Here is a 17884-nt window from a genome sequence, read left to right as displayed (position 1 = left end):
CGGCCAGGACGTCGTCATCGAAGAGCTGACCGAGCGCGCCTTCGAGGGCGTCGACATCGCCCTGTTCTCGGCCGGCGGCAGCATCTCGAAGAAGTTCGCACCCATCGCGGTCAAGGCCGGCGCTGTCGTGGTCGATAACTCCTCCGCCTTCCGCATGGATCCGAACGTGCCGCTGGTGATCCCCGAGATCAACGCGAACCGCATCCGGGATCACAAGGGCATCATCGCCAACCCGAACTGCGCCGCTATCACCGCCTTGGTGCCGCTGTGGCCGATCCACCAAAAGAACCGCATCAAGCGCGTGATCATCTCGACCTATCAGGCGGCGAGCGGCGCCGGGGCCGCGGCGATGGAGGAACTCGTCGAGTCCACCCGCGCCAATCTCAACGGGCAGGTCTATACGCCCAAGGTGATGCCGCACCCCTACACTTTCAATCTCTTCAACCACAACACGGCGATCGACCCCGAGACCGGCTACAACGACGAAGAGACCAAGGTCATCAAGGAGACCCGCAAGATCTTCGAGGACGAGAAGATCGCCATCGGCGTCACCTGCGTGCGCGTGCCTGTGCTGCGCGCCCATTGCGAGGCCATCACCTTCGAATGCGAGAAGCCGATCAACGAGGACCAGGTCCGCGCCATCATGGCGCAGGCGCCGGGCGTGAAGGTGGTCGACGACCGCGCCAGGAACTACTTCCCGATGCCGATCGACGCCTCAGGCCAGGACGACGTCCTGGTCGGCCGCATCCGCACGGATCTCAGCGATCCCTCCGGACACTCGATCTCGATGTTCGTGGCGGCTGATCAGCTCTTGAAGGGCGCAGCGCTCAACGCGGTGCAGATCGCCGAGCTCCTGCCGCAGCGGGTGATGGCGTAACCGGTGCCGTAGAAGCCCGTGTAGTAGGGTGGATTAGCCGTAGGCGTAATCCACCTCTTCTAGCTTCCGCGGAGATGAACGATGGTGGGTTACGCCTTACGGCTAACCCACCCTACGGCACGCCCCGAAACAGCAAACACGCATCGCCATACGAATAGAACCGGTAGCCATTCGCGATCGCATGCGCGTAAGCCTGCTTCATCGTCTCGAGCCCCGAGAACGCCGAGACCAGCATGAACAGCGTCGACTTCGGCAGATGGAAATTCGTCATCAGGATATCGACGGCGCGAAAGCGATAGCCGGGAGTAATGAAGATCGAGGTCTCCGCCGCGAACGGCTGGATCGTGCCATCCTCGCTCGCAGCGCTTTCCAGCAACCGCAGTGACGTGGTGCCGACCGCGATGATACGGCCGCCGCTCTTTCGCGCCGTGTTGAGCCGCTCCGCTGTCTTCGCCGAGATGGTGCCCCACTCCGCATGCATCTTGTGGCCGTCGGTGTCGTCCACCTTCACCGGCAGGAAGGTCCCTGCCCCGACATGCAGCGTGACGCGGTTGACGCCGACGTCGCGCTCCTGGAGCGCACGCTCCAGTGCGGGCGTGAAATGCAGGCCGGCCGTGGGCGCGGCGACAGCGCCTTCGTTGGCCGCGAACATGGTCTGGTAATCGGCGAGATCCTGGTCGTCTGGCGTGCGCTTGGAGGCGATGTAGGGCGGCAGCGGCGGGCTGCCGAGATCGGCGATGGCCTGATCGAGCGTGGGGCCATGGAACGAGAACGACAGCGTCACCTCGCCTTCGCTGCCCTTGGCTTCGACCTCGGCGTCGAGATGGCCGAGCAGGCAGACCTTGCCCTCGTTGCCGAAGCGGATGCGGTCGCCGGCGGTGAGCTTCTTCGCCGGCTTCACCAGCGCCTGCCAGCGCGAACCGTCGAGGCGCTTGATCAGCGTCGCCTCGATCTTCGGCTCGGTCTCGCGGCCGATGCGGCGGCCCTTCAATTGCGCCGCGATCACCTTGGTGTCGTTGACGACGAGCTGGTCGCCCGGCCTCAGCCATTGCGGCAGGTCGGAAATGACCTGGTCGCGCAACGCGCCGTTCTCGACCACAAGCATTTTCGCCGAGTCGCGCGGGCTCGCCGGGCGCAACGCGATGCGCTCGGGCGGCAGATCGAAGTCGAAGAGGTCGGTGCGCATGCCCAGAACTTGTCATCGCCCGCGCAGGCGGGCGATCCAGTACTCACGATCGTAGTCGTCGCCGCCGCCGGTGATTACTGGATGCCCCGCCTGCGCGGGACACCGGCAATATTGCTTATTCCTTGTCCGCCGCCATTCGCGCCTTGACGATCTTGTCGGGGTTCTGCACCGGCTCGCCGCGCTTGATCTTGTCGACGTTCTCCATGCCCTCAGTGACCTTGCCCCACACCGTGTACTGGTTGTCGAGGAAGCGGGCGTCGTCGAAGCAGATGAAGAACTGGCTGTCGCCGGAATCCGGATTCGCGGCGCGGGCCATCGAGGCAGTGCCGCGCACATGCGGCTCCTTGTTGAACTCGGCCTTCAGCTTCTTGCCGGAGCCGCCGGTGCCGGTGCCTTGCGGGCAGCCGGTCTGCGCCATGAAGCCGTCGATCACGCGATGGAAGACGATGCCGTCGTAAAAGCCCTCGCGGACCAGCTCCTTGATGCGCGCGACATGGCCGGGCGCGAGGTCAGGCCGCATCTCGATCGTGACGGGGCCTTGGGTGGTCTCGAGGATCAGGGTGTTTTCGGTGACGCTCATGCTCGTCTCTCTTGCGTTGGGGGTGAAGTCTTGTCAGGTGACGTTTTGCGGTTGCGGAACTGGATCGCGAATGGACGTCCCGCGGCGGCGCCGGCCATTGCATCGGTAAATGGCACCGGCGTGCAGCGTTGCAACGCCTCCATCACCGCGATCCGGTATTGCAGCCGGTCATTGTCGGAGGCCTCCGCGGATTCATAGGTAATCCTCGGATGGCCCAGAATGTTTCCGGCCCGGTTAAAGCTCACGACGACGGTGATGTCGAGTGGGCGGGCCATGGCCGGGGGCGGCGGTCTCCAGCAGGTGCGCAGATGGCGGAAGATGTCCTGGATGGTGTTGACCTGCGCGCCCTGGGCGGCCGCGCCGGGGACGCCGAGCAGCAACATCGCGGCAACCAGGAGAAGCCTGCCGCCGCGACGCACCATTGGCCCGCTCCTATTTGACGTCGGATGCGACCTGCACTTTCACCATCTTGTCGGGGTCGGTGACCGACCCGCCGGCCGAGCCGGGCGGCGCCTTCTTCAGCTTGTCGACGACGTCCATGCCCTGAACGACCTCACCGATCACCGTGTACTGGCCATCGAGGCTGCCGCCGTCGGCGAACATGATGAAGAACTGCGAATTGGCGCTGTCGACGCTGTCGCCGCGCCGGGCCATGCCGACGATGCCGCGGGCAAAATGCACCTTGGAGAATTCCTGCTTCAGGTTCGGATATTTCGAGCCGCCGGTGCCGTTGCCGTTCTGGCCGTCGCCGGTCTGGGCCATGAAGCCGTCCATCACGCGGTGAAACGGCACGTTGTTGTAGAAGCCCTCGCGCGCGAGCTGCTTGATGCGTTCGGCGTGCTGGGGCGCGATGTCGGTCCTGAGCTTGATGACGATGCGGCCCTTGGTGCTGTCGATGACGATGGCGTTGGCCTTGTCGAGATTCGCCGGCAATTGCTGCGCCACCGCGGGCGCCGCGAACACGAGCGCGGCAAGAACTGCGAGAATTCGGATCATGACAACTCCGGATCAGATGAGGAAGAAGCGCGCCCTTATCAGGCGAATTTGGCCTTGAGCTGTGCCGCGACTTGCGGCGGAACGAAGGCCGAGACGTCTCCGCCCATGCCGGCGATCTGGCGCACCAAAGTGGCGGTGATCGGGCGGACCATGGGAGAGGCTGGCAGGAAGACCGTGTGGACCTCTGGCGCCATGGCCTCGTTCATGCCGGCGAGCTGCATCTCGTAATCAAGGTCGGTGCCGTCGCGCAGGCCCCGGATCATGATGGTCGCGCCGTGCTTGCGCGCCGCGGTGACCGACAGATCGTCGAACGTCACGGCTTCGAGCGTGCAGCCGGCCTGCGCCGCTACCGGCCCGCAGACGTCATGGAGCATCTTCAGCCGCTCCTCGGTCGAGAACAGCGGCTTCTTGCCGGGGTGGACCCCGATCGCGACGACCAGCCTGTCGCACAGCGATACGCTGTGCCGGACCACGTCCAGATGGCCGTTGGTGATGGGGTCGAAGGAACCGGGGTAGAAGGCAATGCGCGGCATGGCCCCCTCCTACCGCGCCCGGCCCGGCCCGGCAAGCCGGGCGGGTTCCTGCCTGCTTTTCCGCAAAAGCATGTCGGAATCGCCCGAATTGTTTCGTCCTCGGGGCAGCCACGAAACAAAACGGACTGCGAACGAAACCATTTCCCGCTCCGGCGAAGACATCCGGAAACTGGCCACGGTTACTAATCCAGCCAACGAAGGACGGGCCGCACACTGGGCGTAGGCGGCCGCATCACAGGGGACTGTCAATGATCAAGGCTCTTTCAGCGATCGCTCTGTCTGCGTGTGTTGCCGCGGCCCTCACCCTCCTGCCCGGCTTTGCCCCGAAGGTCGAAGCCAGCGTGCCGCAGCCGCTGGCCAAGAGCGACCGCCTCGACATCCGCAGCATAGGCAAGGATTGCTCGCAGCAGGCTTGGCCGAACTTCGAAGCCTCCTGCCTGCGCCGCGCCGGCACCAAGGCCAATGTCCGTGAGGCGCGCCTCGTGACCGCCGACCGCACCCCGTAGTCGAACCTGTCGGCTTCACGTCAGCGAGCCTGATCCGGACCTCATACAATCCGATGGAAATTTGCTAGCGAATGGCGAATAGGTGTAGCGAATAGAAACTGTTCTATTCGCTACTCACCATTCGCACCATTCCCGCTCTCCGCCTCGTCCGTGATGTGCTCGACCGACACCACGTGCTCATCCTCAGCGGTGTCGAACACGATCACGCCTTGCGTCGAGCGACCGGCGATGCGGATGCCTTCGACCGGGCAGCGGATCAGCTGGCCCTTGTCGGTAACCAGCATGATCTGATCGGCATCCTCCACGGGGAAGGATGCCACCAGATTGCCGTTGCGGTTGTTGACGCTCATGGCGACGATGCCTTTGCCGCCGCGGCCGGTGGTGCGGTACTCGTAGGACGAGGTCCGCTTGCCGTAGCCATTGACGGAGACGGTCAGAACGACCTGCTCCTGCGCCGACATCTCGACGTAGCGCTCCTGCGGGAGCTGGAAGGTGCCGGAGGTCTCCTCGGTCTCGCCGTCCGCGGCGCTCTCCTCGGTCGCAGCTTCGCCCGCCACCGCGCGGCGCATCTTCAGATAGGCCGAGCGTTCGTCCGAGGTGGTCTCGACATGGCGCAGGATCGCCAGCGAAATCACCTTGTCACCCTCGCCGAGCGCGATGCCGCGCACGCCCATCGAAGTGCGCCCGGTGAACACGCGCACGTCGGGGACCGGGAAACGGATGCACTGGCCGCCGGCAGCGGTCAGCAGCACGTCGTCGCGCTCGGTGCAGATCTGCACGTCGACGATCGACTCGCCGTCGTCGAGCTTCATCGCGATGATGCCGGAGCGGCGAACGTCGACGAAGTCGGACAGCTTGTTGCGCCGGACGTTGCCGCCCGTGGTGGCGAACATCACGTCGAGTTCGCCCCAGGTCGATTCATCCTCCGGCAGCGGCATGATGGTGGTGATGCGCTCGCCCTGCTCCAGCGGCAGGATGTTGATCAGCGCCTTGCCGCGCGCATTCGGTGCAGCCATCGGCAGGCGCCAGACCTTTTCCTTGTAGACCTGGCCGCGCGAGGAGAAGAACAGCACCGGCGTGTGCGTGGAGGCCACGAACAGCCGGCTGACGAAATCTTCGTCCCGGGTCTGCATGCCGGCGCGGCCCTTGCCGCCGCGGCGCTGCGCGCGGTAGGCCGACAGCGGCACGCGCTTGACGTAGCCGGCATGGGAGACGGTGACGACCATGTCCTCGCGCTGGATCAGGTCCTCGTCCTCGACCTCGCCTTCCTGCTCCATGATCACGGTGCGGCGCGGGGTGGCGAACTCGGCCTTCACCTCGGCAAGCTCGGTCTTGATGATGTCGAGGATGCGGGCACGCGAGCGCAGGATCTCGAGATACTCGCCGATCTCGCCGGCGAGCTTCGACAGATCGCCGCCAATCTCGTCACGGCCGAGCGCGGTGAGGCGTGCAAGACGCAGCTCGAGGATCGCCCTGGCCTGGTCCAGCGACAGGCGGATCGTGCCGTCCTCGTTGATGCGGTGGCGCGGGTCGTCGATCAGCGTGATGATATCCTCGACGTCACGCGCGGGCCAGTCGCGCGTCATCAGGGTGTCGCGCGCCGCGGCCGGTGTCGGCGAGGTGCGGATCACCTTGATGATCTCGTCGATATTGGCGACTGCAATCGCAAGGCCGACCTGCTCGTGCGCGCGCTCGCGCGCCTTGCGCAGCTTGTACTTGGTCCGGCGGGTGACGACCTGCTCGCGGAAGCCGACGAAGATCGTCAGCATGTCCTTCAGGTTCATCGTCTGCGGCCGCCCGCTGTCGAGCGCGACCGCGTTGACGCCGAAGCTCGTCTGTAGCGGTGTGAACTTGTAGAGCTGGTTCAGCACAACGTCGGGCACGGCGTCACGCTTGAGCTCGACGACGACGCGGTAGCCGTCGCGGTCGGATTCATCGCGCAGATCGGAGATGCCCTCGATCTTCTTTTCCTTGTAGAGCTCGGCGATGCGCTCGACCATCGTGGCCTTGTTCACCTGATACGGGATCTCGGTGATGACGATCGCCTCGCGCTCCTTGCGGATCGTCTCGAACGTGACCTTGCCGCGCATCACGATGGAGCCGCGGCCGAGGTGATAGGCGCTGCGGATGCCCTGGCGTCCGAGGATGATGCCACCGGTCGGGAAATCCGGACCCGGGATGATGTTGATGAGCTCGTCGATGGTCAGGGACGGGTTGTCGATCAGCGCAACGCAGGCGTCGATCACCTCGCCGAGATTGTGCGGCGGGATGTTGGTCGCCATGCCGACGGCGATGCCGCCGGCGCCGTTGACCAGCAGGTTCGGAAAACGCGCCGGCAGGACCACCGGCTCCTTCTCCGAACCGTCGTAATTGTCCTGGAAGTCGACAGTGTCGCTGTCGATGTCCTCGAGCAGCTTCAGCGCGATCTTGGTCAGGCGGGATTCGGTGTAGCGCATGGCCGCCGCCGGATCGCCGTCGACCGAGCCGAAATTGCCCTGCCCATCCACCAGCAGCGCGCGCATCGAGAAGTCCTGCGCCATGCGCACCAGCGCGTCGTAGATCGCCTGGTCGCCATGCGGGTGGTATTTACCCATGACGTCACCGACGATACCGGCGGACTTCTTGTGCTTCTTGTCGGGCGTGAAGCCCTGTTCGTTCATCGAGAACAGGATGCGCCGATGTACCGGCTTGAGGCCGTCGCGCGCATCGGGCAGCGCGCGCGACACGATCACGCTCATGGCGTAATCGAGATAGGACTTCTTCATCTCGTCGAGGATGGAGACGGGGCGAATGTCCGAGGGTTGCGCCGGCTGGTCGCCGGGCTTGTTGTCGTCGTCAGCCAAGGGGAAATCCGGTGAGGTTTTATCTGGGAATCATATAGCGCATCACACCCCCGATAACCACCCTTGGCGGGTCTCTGGAAGCGCTTTTTCCGTTCGTTTTTTCATGCACTTAACTGGGTGGCGGGAGGTCACTTCAGGATGGCCCTCGGACGTCGCCACCCCCTGCGCGGGAGAGCGAATCCCGGCCGTCGCTACGGCCCGAAAACCACCGCGTGCATGATCCGGCCGGGCATGAAGGTGAACAAGCCGGCAATGACAAGTGCGCCGAAGAAGATCGAGGTCATCGTGATCTTGTGACGACGAACATTGTGAGCTCTCGCAGCCGTCACACCCGATACCAGCATCACCAAGGCGAAGGTCGAGAGCAGATGGATCGGGCTCCACGGACCAACCAGACGGATCTCGTGGATCCAGAACGAGCTGAGCGCCACGACAAGCATCAGCACCACCCAGACCCAGCCCAGAACCCGATGCGGCAGCGTGCCCTTGGGGGCGGTGAGCTGGATGATCCCGAGGACGAACGCGCCCATCGCGGCAAAGGCATGCAGCGGGATCGCCGGAGCAGCATCAAGCAACGGCGCAAGACTCATGCAGCAGCTTCCCGCCATCCAGCGTCAGACGGGAACGTGGTCGATTCCATCGATCAACGAACGGTATTTATGTAGCAAGAACCTTGGGAAGCCTTCTTGAGAAGCATCAACCGATCGTTCCCACGAACGCCTGATCGATCATCGACGAGAGCGGTAAAGTGACCAACATTCTTTTCGTCTGCAGCGCCAATCGCCTCCGCAGCCCTACAGCCGAACAGGTGTTCTCGACGTGGCCGGGCATCGAGACCGACTCGGCCGGCATTTCGAACGGCGCGGACGTCTTGCTGTCCGCCGAACAGATCGAGTGGGCCGATCTCATCTTCGTCATGGAGAAGACCCACCGAAACAAGTTGAACCGGAAATTCCGCGCCAGCTTGAACAAAAAGCGGGTCATCTGCCTCGACATTCCAGACGACTTTGAATTCATGGATCCAGTCTTGGTGCAGATCCTTGAAAACAGAGTTGGCCGCTATCTGCGCCGGGACTAGCCGGCTCTCCCCAGCCTCAGAACGGGATATCGTCGTCCATGTCGCTGTTGCGGCCGCCACCGCCGGCGGCAACGGGACGGCGCGGCGCGCTACTGACCGGACCGGAGGAGCCGAAATCGCCGCCCTGCTCGTCGCCGAAGCTGCCGCCTCCGCCGCCGCCGCCGCCGCGGCCGTCCAGCATCGTCAGCGTCGAGTTGAAGCCCTGGAGCACGACCTCGGTCGAATACTTCTCGACGCCGCTCTGGTCGGTGTACTTGCGGGTCTGGAGCGCGCCCTCGATGTAAACCTTCGCGCCCTTCTTCAGATACTGTTCGACGATCTTGCAAAGCGGCTCAGAGAAGATCACGACGCGATGCCACTCGGTCTTCTCCTTGCGCTCGCCGCTATTCTTGTCGCGCCAGGTCTCCGAGGTCGCGATGCTCAAATTCGCGATCGGCCGCCCGTCCTGGGTGCGGCGGATTTCCGGATCCTTGCCGAGATTTCCAACCAGAATGACCTTGTTGACGCTTCCCGCCATCGCCGTTCTCCACTCCGAAGCCACTGAATTCTCAAAGGCCAGCCCGCCCCGTGGCGGCCTGCAACCTGTGTTGAGGCGAGCCTATACGCTCGCCGCCCGCTTGCGGGCGCCGATCAGCCCGTCACGCCTCAGGTTATCCCCACATATAGCATCGACCTTCCGTTCGTTCCAGATTTGTTCTCTCAAAGAGAGGGCCGATACGGACCGGTGTGCCGAGCAAGAGCGTCGCGCCGGATGGAACTTTTTCCGGTTCCCGTGAACAGCAAAAACCATCTAACATTCATTGAGTTACATCCGATCAAACGGCGCGTGACTGTGGCATTTCGGAGACGGACTCTGCCTAGTTCTTGGGCTACGGTTGCCTTGGACTTGGATTCATATGGGCGTCGCGCCTGATCAACCGCTTCGGGGACGTTTCAAGAAGCGGACGAAACTGGGGAGACTGCAATGAATAAGATCCTGTTTAGTGCAATCGGTGCAGTGGCGTTGGGCCTGTCGGCCCCCGTAAGCGCGGCGGACATGGCTGCGCGTCCTTACACGAAGGCTCCGGCGCCGATGGTCGCCGCCATCTACGATTGGAGCGGTTTCTACATCGGCATCAACGGCGGCGGCGGCACCAGCCACAAGTGCTGGGACTTCGTGACACCGGTGACGGGCGTTCTGGTTGGCGAAGGCTGCCATAACGCTGTCGGTGGCACGGTCGGTGGCCAGGTCGGCTATCGCTGGCAATCGACGAACTGGGTATTCGGCCTCGAAGGCCAGGGCAACTGGGCCGACTTCTCCGGCGACAATATCAGCGGTCTAACGGGCCTGCGTGATCGCTCCAAGATCAACGCCTTCGGACTGATCACCGGCCAGGTCGGCTACGCCTGGAACAACGTCCTGCTGTATGTGAAGGGCGGCGGCGCCGTCGTCGGTGATCGCTACCGGAGCTACGATGTCGTCACCGGCCTCGAATTCGACCGGGCCAGCGAGACTCGTTGGGGCGCCACCGTGGGCGCAGGCGTCGAGTTCGGATTTGCGCCGAACTGGTCGCTCGGCGTTGAGTACAATCACATCTTCCTCGGCGACCGCACCCTCAACTTCACTGGGTCCGGCAATTTCCTGATCGCTCCGCTTGGTGTCGTCACTCGCTCCGAGCGCATCAGCCAGGACGTCGACATCGCCCTCATCCGCGTGAACTATCGCTGGGGCGGCCCGCTCGTCGCGAGGTACTAGTACCCTTGATACTATTCGGAAATCAAAGGCCGGCCTCGCGCCGGCCTTTTTGCTGGGCCGGCCCGTCCGGGCACAATGAGCCAGCATTGTGACGTTTTGTGACTCTTGTGGCTTTTGAGTGACACAACTTGCGGCTTCAATGGTGTAAGCACGGCGTTAGTTGGGCCATCGAGTCCGCTGCCCTTCCGATCGCGGAAGGCAACAACAGAAACTGGGACTGGGATTAAGTTGAAAATGAAAAAGGTTTTGTTGGCTTCGGCCTGTTTGTTCGCTCTCGCCGCTCCCGCGTCAGCCGCTGACCTGGCAGCCCGCCCCTACACCAAGGCTCCGATCGCTCCGGCCGCTGTCTACAACTGGACCGGCTTCTACCTCGGTATCGTCGGTGGCGGCGCTTGGGAAAGCGGCTCTGGCGACCCGCGCATGAAGGGTGGCTTCGTCGGCGGCACCGCCGGCTACAATTGGCAGACCGGCAACGTCGTGTTCGGCGTCGAGGCTGACGGTTCCTGGGCTGACGTCAGCGCCTCGGTCACCACTCCCTTCCTCATCGGCGGCGCGCTCGTTCCCGTGACCACGAGCTCTCGCATCGATGCGCTCGGCACGGTGCGCGGCCGTCTCGGCTGGGCCGTCAACAACGTGCTGTTCTACGGCACCGGCGGTTACGCCTGGATCGACAACAAGATCAGCGTCAGCACACTTGGCGTGACCGTCTCGGACAGCAAGTGGCATTCGGGCTGGACCGTTGGCGCCGGCGTCGAGGCCTTCTTCGCTCCGCAGTGGTCGATCAAGGGCGAGTATCTCTATCGCAGCCTCGGCGGCGAGACCTACTTCTCGGGTCTGGGCGCTCCGGTGAACACCGGCACCCTCAACCTCCACACCGTCCAGGTCGGCGTGAACTATCACTTCGGCGGCCCGGTCGTCGCCAAGTACTGAGCTGAAGTACTGAGCTGAAGTACTGATCAGACGACCGACGTCACATCGTCACGAAAGGCCGGCCTCGCGCCGGCCTTTTTGTTTGTTGGCGTGCCGGCCTAACGCATAAGACTGCCAAATCAGGACGCGCTTTCCCTTTATGTTGTGACTTCTCGGGCACACAACCTCCGGCTTAATTGAGGTACGATCTGTCGGATCTTAGCGTCCGAATCCTTCCCTCCGCACGGAAGGCAACGCAGAAAATGGGGATTGAGTTGATATGAGACAGCTTCTTTTCGCTTCGACCAGCCTACTTGTACTGAGCTCATTTGCTCCGGCCATGGCCGCCGATCTCGCGGCGCGCCCCTACACCAAGGCTCCGGTTGCTCCGGTGGCCATTTACAACTGGAGCGGTTTTTACATTGGCGCCAACGCCGGCGGTGCCTCGAGCCGCAATTGCTGGGATCTTACCGGTCTCGGCCTCATCGCCGTCGTCCCGGCCGTGGCCGAGGGTTGTCACAATGCGACCGGCGCAATCGTCGGTGGTCAGATCGGTTATCGCTGGCAGTCCGCCAACTGGGTGTTCGGCCTCGAAGCTCAGGGCGACTGGGCTGATCTGAAGGGTTCGAACACGAGCTCCCCGGCCGCGCTCTCCCCGCTGGTGAACAACACCAAGATCGATGCCATTGGCCTCTTTACCGGCCAGGTCGGCTATGCCTGGAACAACGTGCTCTGGTACGTGAAGGGCGGCGCTGCCGTCACTCACAGCAAGTACAGCGGCACTTTTGCAGGCGTCACCCTCGACAACGCGAACGAAACGCGTTGGGGCGGCTCCGTCGGAACCGGCATCGAATTCGGCTTCGCCCCGAACTGGTCGGTCGGCGTCGAATACAACCACCTGTTCATGGGCAGGCACAACGAGACCTTTACCTTCCTCGGCGTGACCACCCGTACCGACAGCATCAAGCATGACGTGGACATGGCCACGGTTCGCCTCAACTACACCTTCGGCGGTCCGGTGGTTGCGAGGTACTGATCCTCGCCGCCGACGTCACATCGTCGCGAAAGGCCGGCCTCGCGCCGGCCTTTTTGTTTTCGCAGCCCAGTTCCGCAGCTCCTGCTGCCAGATGCCGCCAGCGCGCCAACATTCCGTTGACGATTCGCAAACGCCACTGGAAATCTGCTCCCGTTCTTCCTACGTTCGCTGACATACCCATCGGCGCCGATCCCGGTTCCGGGCGAAGCGCGCCTTCACCATTGGCGCGATCGCGCGTCTTTGGGATTCCCAAGGGACCACCGGGATGGACGAAGTGATCAAGGCGAAGCGCCAACAACAGAACGCGGGCTCGAGCCTGCGCGCAATTACGATCCGCGGTGCGCGCGAGCACAACCTCAAGAACATCGACGTCGAGATTCCCCGCGACAAGCTGGTGGTGTTCACCGGCCTCTCCGGCTCCGGCAAATCCTCGCTCGCCTTCGACACCATCTACGCCGAAGGCCAGCGCCGCTACGTAGAATCGCTGTCGGCCTATGCCCGCCAGTTCCTGGAGATGATGCAGAAGCCCGACGTCGACCAGATCGACGGCCTGTCGCCGGCGATCTCGATCGAGCAGAAGACGACGTCGAAGAATCCGCGCTCCACCGTCGGCACCGTCACCGAGATCTACGACTACATGCGCCTGCTCTGGGCACGCGTCGGCGTGCCCTATTCGCCGGCCACGGGCCTGCCGATCGAGAGCCAGACCGTATCGCAGATGGTCGACCGTGTGCTGGCGCTGCCCGAGGGCACCCGCCTCTATCTGCTCGCCCCGGTCGTGCGCGGCCGCAAGGGCGAGTACCGTAAGGAGCTCGCCGAATGGCTCAAGAAGGGCTTTCAGCGCGTCAAGATCGACGGCACCTTCCATGAGCTGGCGGAAGCGCCGACCCTCGACAAGAAATTTCCGCACGACATCGACGTCGTGGTCGACCGCATCGTGGTGCGGGCCGACATCGGCCAGCGCCTCGCCGAGAGCTTCGAGACCGCGCTGAAGCTCGCCGAGGGCCTCGCTGTCGTCGAGTTCGCCGATGCGCCGGCGGCCGCGCCCGCGGAAGAGAAAAAGAAGACCGCGAAGATCCACGACAAGAGCGGCCCCGAGCGCATCCTGTTCTCGGAAAAGTTCGCCTGCCCGGTCTCCGGCTTCACCATCCCCGAGATCGAGCCGCGCCTGTTCTCGTTCAACAATCCCTACGGCGCATGCCCGGCCTGCGGCGGTCTCGGCGTCGAGCAGCATGTCGACGAGGACCTCGTCATTCCCGATAAGGAGCTGTCGCTGCGCAAGGGCGCGATCGCGCCCTGGGCCAAGTCCTCGTCGCCCTATTACGAGCAGACGCTGACCGCGCTCGGCAAGCACTACAAGTTCACGCTCGACACCAAGTGGAAGGATCTCGCCAAGAAGACCAAGGATGCGCTCCTCTACGGCTCCGGCGAGGACGAGATCAAATTCTCCTACCAGGACGGCGTGCGCTCCTACGACACCAAGAAGCCGTTCGAGGGCGTCATCACCAACATCAACCGCCGCTATCGCGAGACCGAGAGCGAATGGGCGCGCGAGGAGCTAGCGAAGTATTTCCACGACGTGCCCTGCGAGGGCTGCAAGGGCTTCCGTCTCAAGCCCGAGGCGCTCTGCGTCAAGATCGGCGGCAAGCACATCGGCGAAATCTCGGAGCTGTCGGTCAAGAAGGCCGGCGAATGGTTCGAGACCGTGCCCGATGCGCTCAACACACAGCAGAACGAGATCGCCGGCCGCATCCTGAAGGAGATCCGCGAGCGCCTCACCTTCCTGCTCGACGTCGGTCTCAATTATCTCACCCTGTCCCGCTCCTCCGGCACGCTGTCCGGCGGCGAGAGCCAGCGCATTCGTCTGGCCTCGCAGATCGGCTCGGGCCTGACGGGCGTGCTCTACGTGCTCGACGAGCCCTCGATCGGCCTGCACCAGCGCGACAACGCCCGCCTGCTCGATACGCTGAAGCGCCTTCGCGACCTCGGCAACACCGTGGTCGTGGTCGAGCATGACGAGGACGCGATCCGCCTCGCCGACTACGTGCTCGACATCGGCCCCGGCGCCGGCATGCACGGCGGCAACATCGTTGCCGAAGGCACGCCCGCCGAGATCATGCGCAACCCGAAATCGCTGACGGGCAAGTACCTGACCGGCGAGCTCGAGGTCGAGGTGCCCGAGCGGCGTCCGCCGAACCATCGCCGCACCATCAAGGTGGTCAACGCGCGTGGCAATAACCTCAAGAACGTCACGGCGGAGATTCCGCTCGGCCTGTTCACCTGCGTCACCGGCGTCTCCGGCGGCGGCAAGTCGACGCTCCTGATCGACACGCTCTACCGCGCCATCGCCCGCAAGCTGAACAATGCCAGCGAGGGCGCAGCCCCGCACGACCGCATCGAAGGCCTCGAGCACATCGACAAGATCATCGACATCGACCAGTCGCCGATCGGCCGCACCCCGCGCTCCAACCCCGCGACCTACACCGGCGCCTTCACGCCGATCCGCGAATGGTTCGCCGGGCTGCCGGAGGCGAAAGCCCGCGGCTACGAGCCCGGCCGGTTCTCCTTCAACGTCAAGGGCGGCCGCTGCGAGGCCTGCCAGGGCGACGGCGTCATCAAGATCGAGATGCACTTCCTGCCCGACGTCTACGTCACCTGCGACGTCTGCAAGGGCAAGCGCTACAACCGCGAGACGCTGGAGGTGCTGTTCAAGGGCAAGAGCATCGCCGATGTGCTCGACATGACCGTCGAGGAAGCCGCCGAGTTCTTCAAGGCGGTGCCGCGCGTGCGCGAGACCTTCAACACGCTACACCGCGTCGGCCTCGACTACATCCATGTCGGCCAACAGGCGACCACGCTCTCCGGCGGCGAAGCCCAGCGCGTCAAGCTCGCCAAGGAGCTGTCCAAGCGCGCCACCGGCCGCACGCTCTACATCCTGGACGAGCCGACCACCGGCCTGCACTTCCACGACGTCAAGAAGCTCTTGGAGGTGCTGCACGAGCTGGTCGCCCAGGGCAACACGGTGGTCGTGATCGAGCACAATCTCGAAGTCATCAAGACCGCGGACTGGGTCATCGACCTCGGCCCCGAAGGCGGCGACGGCGGCGGCGAGATCGTCGCCTGGGGCCCGCCGGAGGACATCGCGAAAGCGCCGCGGAGCTATACGGGGAAGTTCTTGGCACCCGTGTTGGAGAAGGCGCGGAAGCCCAAGCGGAGACGAACGGCGAGCGAGGCGGCGGAGTAATTCACACGGCTGGAATGCGCCGACGCACTTGTTTGAGGGAGAATGAGCTTTGCCTGCCGGACTTATGCAGACCTATCGCGCGTTCGCCCATAACAATGCCTGGGCGAACCATCGGCTGCTCACGGCTTGCGCCGCTCTGTCTCAGCCCGACTTCGAGGCCAAGCGGACTGGCTTCTTTCCAAGCCTGCAGCGCACGCTGAACCACATCCATGTCGTTGACCTTTTCTACGTCGATGCGTTGGAGGGCGGCTGGTTGGGCCCGACCGCCTGGAAGAACCAGGTGCCGTACCCTTCCCTTGCCGAACTCAAGTCCGCGCAAGCCTCGGTCGACAAGCGCTTGATTGCGGCCTGCGATGCACTGACGCCCCAGAGTCTCGACGGCGTGGTGCGGATCAATCGCGACACGGCCGTGCAGACCGAGCGGCGCGACCGGCTGCTCATGCATCTGTTCCAACATCAGATTCATCATCGCGGGCAGGCGCACGCCATGCTGTCCGAAACGAGCGTCGCACCGCCTCAGCTCGACGAGTTCTTCGCGGAGGGAGAGGCACCGCTCCGAGCCGCCGAATTCGCCGATCTGGGCTGGACCGAGGACACCGTTTGGAAATCCTAGCTCAATAGCCGGCGACGATGCTGTCGGCGACATCCGGCATCAAGTTGACTTGGAGTGGCCTCCATGCCGAGCCTAACCTATGCGCTCTTTCGCAGGGCCATCCTCGGCGAGCAGCAGGTGACCTGCGTTTACGAGGGCAGGTACCGCGAGCTTTGCCCGCACATCATCGGCACCAACAAGCGCGGCGAGGAGGCCGTGTTGGCTTGGCAATTTGCCAGCGAGAGCAGTGGGCAACTGCCGCAATGGCGATGCCTAAAGCTGGCCAATGTCAGCGGAGCGGCGATACACTCTTCGGCGAGCCACAGCATACATCAGCGATAAATGATGTCTTCGTCAGCCAGATAGTCAGCCAAGGCTTGGACCGCTCGAATATCGTCGGGCGTAAGCCACGGGTGCTCCGAAAGGATGGCTTCGGTCGTCATCCCAGCGCCCAGTTCGCGCAACACCAGTTCGACCGGTACACATGTCCCGCGTATCACGGGCTTGCCGTCCATGATCGCCGGGTTGATTTCGATCCGCTCGTGTCGCATGGCTGTCCTCGAACTCTACGAACCTTAGCACGCCGCATCTGCTTGTCAGCGAGCTCAAAACCTGCACATGTCCTACTCCCTCGCCATCTTCGATCTCGACGGCACCCTCGCCGACAGCTTTCCCTGGTTCCTGCGCACCATCAACGACGTCGCCGATCGCTTCGATTTTCGCCGGGTCGCGCATGATGAGATCGAAGAGCTCCGGCATGCATCGAGCCGCGAGATCCTTTCCCGGCTCGAGGTGCCCTTGTGGAAGTTGCCGGCGATTGCGCGGCATGCGCGGCGGCTGAAGGCGGAGGCTGCAAGCGAGATTCCGCTGTTTGCGGGCGTCGAGGAGATGCTGCGGACGCTGGCCGAGAATGGCGTGCAGCTCGCGCTGGTGACCTCCGACAGCGAGGCCAATGCGCGCGAGAAGCTCGGAGAGGCGGCGTCACTGTTTTCACATTTCGACTGCGCTGCGTCGCTGTTCGGCAAGCCCGCCAAATTCCGCCGGGTCATCCGCCGGGCCGGCATCACGCGTGACCGAGTGATTTCGATCGGCGACGAGGTCCGTGACATCGACGCGGCGCGGGCCGTTGGCATTGCCTGCGCTGCCGTGTGTTGGGGCTACGCGGCGCCCGCGGCTTTGCGGGCGCTGGGGCCTGATCACGTGTTTGAGCGGATGGACGAGATCATTCCAACGCTGTGCCCCTGTGCGTAGTACGTATGAGCGGAGCGACATCCGGGAACGCCGGTGGCTGAGGACAAAACCGCCCTGCGTGTCGCTCCGCTCATGCGAGCTACGACCTGCGCTCGCTACGTGCTGCCGCTTGGCGGCTCGCGCTTCTCCATCGAGGTCGCGATCCGCTCCAGAAAACCGTTCATCCGCCGGGTCTCGGCCACCTGCTGCTCGTAGAGCTCGATCAACGTCACGCCCGACGATCCGCGCGCCTGCATGCCGTTCCGCCGCGAGAACCAGAACCAGACTCCGATCAAGAGCAGGAACGGCAGCCACGCCACGCCCAGCTCGGCCCATTTATCCATGGCAAAACGTCTCCGCTTCCTGCGCTGCGCACGATCCGGTGCAAATCCATGTTGGAGACCATCTGTCGGCCCAGCCGGAGATCCGGTTCGACGCGGTGCTCCAATCGACATCATGGCGTCCGGCGCAGCACAGCTCATTGATCGGGCTGCGATCCTATGATGCGGCAGTTCGCCGCTTCGTTCACGCCGCCCCCC

The 17884-nt window shown here is 63.7% G+C and carries 20 protein-coding genes; 10 read left to right on the top strand and 10 right to left on the bottom strand.

From position 1 onward, the window contains the following. On the top strand, positions 1-877 hold an 877-nt coding region (locus SE91_RS14215; RefSeq protein WP_061848016.1), incomplete at its 5' end, for an aspartate-semialdehyde dehydrogenase. A 112-nt stretch (positions 878-989) separates the two neighbouring features. On the opposite strand, the gene queA is transcribed toward SE91_RS14215, so the two are convergent. From queA to coaD, 5 genes are all read right to left on the bottom strand, one after another. Continuing rightward, positions 990-2063, bottom strand: a complete 1074-nt coding sequence (gene queA, locus SE91_RS14210; RefSeq protein ID WP_061848015.1) for a tRNA preQ1(34) S-adenosylmethionine ribosyltransferase-isomerase QueA — start codon at positions 2061-2063, stop codon at positions 990-992. Positions 2064-2178: 115 nt separating this feature from the next. Beyond that, positions 2179-2643 carry a peptidylprolyl isomerase gene (locus SE91_RS14205; protein ID WP_008563933.1) on the bottom strand — a complete coding sequence of 155 codons (465 nt, stop codon included), beginning with the start codon at positions 2641-2643 and terminating at the stop codon, positions 2179-2181. Then, positions 2640-3065 (bottom strand): UCP034077 family protein, encoded by a 426-nt coding sequence (locus SE91_RS14200; RefSeq protein WP_061848014.1) that lies wholly within the window; start codon positions 3063-3065, stop codon positions 2640-2642. Before SE91_RS14200 ends, SE91_RS14205 begins: the two co-directional genes overlap by 4 nt. 10 nt (positions 3066-3075) lie before the next feature. After that, positions 3076-3639, bottom strand: coding sequence for a peptidylprolyl isomerase (locus SE91_RS14195; RefSeq protein ID WP_061848013.1), 564 nt, complete (start codon positions 3637-3639; stop codon positions 3076-3078). Positions 3640-3677: 38 nt separating this feature from the next. Continuing rightward, on the bottom strand, positions 3678-4172 hold the full coding sequence (gene coaD, locus SE91_RS14190) for a pantetheine-phosphate adenylyltransferase (RefSeq protein WP_060736126.1): 495 nt from the start codon (positions 4170-4172) through the stop codon (positions 3678-3680). 248 nt (positions 4173-4420) lie between these two features. Here coaD and SE91_RS14185 point away from each other — a divergent pair, with 248 nt between their 5' ends. Next, positions 4421-4678: a hypothetical protein gene (locus SE91_RS14185; RefSeq protein ID WP_060736127.1), complete on the top strand. Its 258-nt coding sequence runs from the start codon at positions 4421-4423 to the stop codon at positions 4676-4678. 110 nt (positions 4679-4788) lie between these two features. Here the strand turns inward: SE91_RS14185 and gyrA are convergent, their stop codons facing one another. After that, on the bottom strand, positions 4789-7521 hold the full coding sequence (gene gyrA, locus SE91_RS14180) for a DNA gyrase subunit A (RefSeq protein WP_061848012.1): 2733 nt from the start codon (positions 7519-7521) through the stop codon (positions 4789-4791). A gap of 191 nt (positions 7522-7712) precedes the next feature. Then, positions 7713-8111, bottom strand: a complete 399-nt coding sequence (locus SE91_RS14175; protein ID WP_061848011.1) for a DUF2306 domain-containing protein — start codon at positions 8109-8111, stop codon at positions 7713-7715. Between the two features lie 158 nt (positions 8112-8269). Between SE91_RS14175 and SE91_RS14170 the strand changes: the two genes are divergently transcribed. Then, positions 8270-8599 carry a low molecular weight protein tyrosine phosphatase family protein gene (locus SE91_RS14170; RefSeq protein WP_061848010.1) on the top strand — a complete coding sequence of 110 codons (330 nt, stop codon included), beginning with the start codon at positions 8270-8272 and terminating at the stop codon, positions 8597-8599. A 16-nt stretch (positions 8600-8615) separates the two neighbouring features. On the opposite strand, the gene SE91_RS14165 is transcribed toward SE91_RS14170, so the two are convergent. Continuing rightward, positions 8616-9116 (bottom strand): single-stranded DNA-binding protein, encoded by a 501-nt coding sequence (locus SE91_RS14165; RefSeq protein WP_061848009.1) that lies wholly within the window; start codon positions 9114-9116, stop codon positions 8616-8618. 447 nt (positions 9117-9563) lie between these two features. On the opposite strand from SE91_RS14165, the gene SE91_RS14160 reads away from it, so the two are divergent. The 6 genes from SE91_RS14160 to SE91_RS14135 all read left to right on the top strand — a co-directional run bounded on the left by SE91_RS14160 (position 9564) and on the right by SE91_RS14135 (position 16457). Beyond that, entirely contained in the window at positions 9564-10334 is a 771-nt protein-coding gene (locus tag SE91_RS14160; RefSeq protein WP_060736130.1) for an outer membrane protein, read from the top strand. 234 nt (positions 10335-10568) lie between these two features. Then, the gene (locus tag SE91_RS14155) at positions 10569-11264 is read left to right on the top strand and encodes an outer membrane protein (RefSeq protein ID WP_060736131.1); all 696 of its coding nucleotides are present in this window, start codon (positions 10569-10571) and stop codon (positions 11262-11264) included. A 259-nt stretch (positions 11265-11523) separates the two neighbouring features. Further along, entirely contained in the window at positions 11524-12279 is a 756-nt protein-coding gene (locus tag SE91_RS14150) for an outer membrane protein (protein ID WP_061848008.1), read from the top strand. Positions 12280-12544: 265 nt separating this feature from the next. Continuing rightward, entirely contained in the window at positions 12545-15523 is a 2979-nt protein-coding gene (uvrA, locus tag SE91_RS14145; RefSeq protein ID WP_060736133.1) for an excinuclease ABC subunit UvrA, read from the top strand. Between the two features lie 49 nt (positions 15524-15572). Beyond that, positions 15573-16136: a DinB family protein gene (locus SE91_RS14140; protein ID WP_061848007.1), complete on the top strand. Its 564-nt coding sequence runs from the start codon at positions 15573-15575 to the stop codon at positions 16134-16136. A 63-nt stretch (positions 16137-16199) separates the two neighbouring features. After that, on the top strand, positions 16200-16457 hold the full coding sequence (locus SE91_RS14135; RefSeq protein ID WP_061848006.1) for a hypothetical protein: 258 nt from the start codon (positions 16200-16202) through the stop codon (positions 16455-16457). On the opposite strand, the gene SE91_RS14130 is transcribed toward SE91_RS14135, so the two are convergent. Then, positions 16448-16666 (bottom strand): DUF433 domain-containing protein, encoded by a 219-nt coding sequence (locus SE91_RS14130; protein ID WP_061848005.1) that lies wholly within the window; start codon positions 16664-16666, stop codon positions 16448-16450. The genes SE91_RS14135 and SE91_RS14130 overlap by 10 nt on opposite strands. 67 nt (positions 16667-16733) lie before the next feature. On the opposite strand from SE91_RS14130, the gene SE91_RS14125 reads away from it, so the two are divergent. Further along, a complete protein-coding gene (locus SE91_RS14125) occupies positions 16734-17366 on the top strand; it encodes an HAD family hydrolase (RefSeq protein ID WP_061848004.1) in 633 nt (210 codons plus the stop codon). A 95-nt stretch (positions 17367-17461) separates the two neighbouring features. Here SE91_RS14125 and SE91_RS14120 read toward each other — a convergent pair whose 3' ends face one another. Then, positions 17462-17689 (bottom strand): hypothetical protein, encoded by a 228-nt coding sequence (locus SE91_RS14120; RefSeq protein ID WP_061848003.1) that lies wholly within the window; start codon positions 17687-17689, stop codon positions 17462-17464. Between the last annotated feature and the right edge of the window lie 195 nt (positions 17690-17884).

Origin of the sequence: Bradyrhizobium sp. DOA1, from assembly GCF_001593325.1 — a bacterium.
Taxonomy (GTDB): Bacteria; Pseudomonadota; Alphaproteobacteria; order Rhizobiales; family Xanthobacteraceae; genus Bradyrhizobium.
This window is presented reverse-complemented; position numbering and strand designations above follow the sequence as displayed.

What these genes read in the sequence shown, in the direction of transcription:
- queA (WP_061848015.1), bottom strand. Translation starts at nt 2,063, where the DNA reads ATGCGCACCGACCTCTTCGACTTCGATCTGCCGCCCGAGCGCATCGCG.
- SE91_RS14205 (WP_008563933.1), bottom strand. Translation starts at nt 2,643, where the DNA reads ATGAGCGTCACCGAAAACACCCTGATCCTCGAGACCACCCAAGGCCCC.
- SE91_RS14200 (WP_061848014.1), bottom strand. Translation starts at nt 3,065, where the DNA reads ATGGTGCGTCGCGGCGGCAGGCTTCTCCTGGTTGCCGCGATGTTGCTG.
- SE91_RS14195 (WP_061848013.1), bottom strand. Translation starts at nt 3,639, where the DNA reads ATGATCCGAATTCTCGCAGTTCTTGCCGCGCTCGTGTTCGCGGCGCCC.
- coaD (WP_060736126.1), bottom strand. Translation starts at nt 4,172, where the DNA reads ATGCCGCGCATTGCCTTCTACCCCGGTTCCTTCGACCCCATCACCAAC.
- SE91_RS14185 (WP_060736127.1), top strand. Translation starts at nt 4,421, where the DNA reads ATGATCAAGGCTCTTTCAGCGATCGCTCTGTCTGCGTGTGTTGCCGCG.
- SE91_RS14175 (WP_061848011.1), bottom strand. Translation starts at nt 8,111, where the DNA reads ATGAGTCTTGCGCCGTTGCTTGATGCTGCTCCGGCGATCCCGCTGCAT.
- SE91_RS14165 (WP_061848009.1), bottom strand. Translation starts at nt 9,116, where the DNA reads ATGGCGGGAAGCGTCAACAAGGTCATTCTGGTTGGAAATCTCGGCAAG.
- SE91_RS14160 (WP_060736130.1), top strand. Translation starts at nt 9,564, where the DNA reads ATGAATAAGATCCTGTTTAGTGCAATCGGTGCAGTGGCGTTGGGCCTG.
- SE91_RS14155 (WP_060736131.1), top strand. Translation starts at nt 10,569, where the DNA reads ATGAAAAAGGTTTTGTTGGCTTCGGCCTGTTTGTTCGCTCTCGCCGCT.
- SE91_RS14150 (WP_061848008.1), top strand. Translation starts at nt 11,524, where the DNA reads ATGAGACAGCTTCTTTTCGCTTCGACCAGCCTACTTGTACTGAGCTCA.
- uvrA (WP_060736133.1), top strand. Translation starts at nt 12,545, where the DNA reads ATGGACGAAGTGATCAAGGCGAAGCGCCAACAACAGAACGCGGGCTCG.
- SE91_RS14135 (WP_061848006.1), top strand. Translation starts at nt 16,200, where the DNA reads ATGCCGAGCCTAACCTATGCGCTCTTTCGCAGGGCCATCCTCGGCGAG.
- SE91_RS14130 (WP_061848005.1), bottom strand. Translation starts at nt 16,666, where the DNA reads ATGCGACACGAGCGGATCGAAATCAACCCGGCGATCATGGACGGCAAG.
- SE91_RS14125 (WP_061848004.1), top strand. Translation starts at nt 16,734, where the DNA reads ATGTCCTACTCCCTCGCCATCTTCGATCTCGACGGCACCCTCGCCGAC.
- SE91_RS14120 (WP_061848003.1), bottom strand. Translation starts at nt 17,689, where the DNA reads ATGGATAAATGGGCCGAGCTGGGCGTGGCGTGGCTGCCGTTCCTGCTC.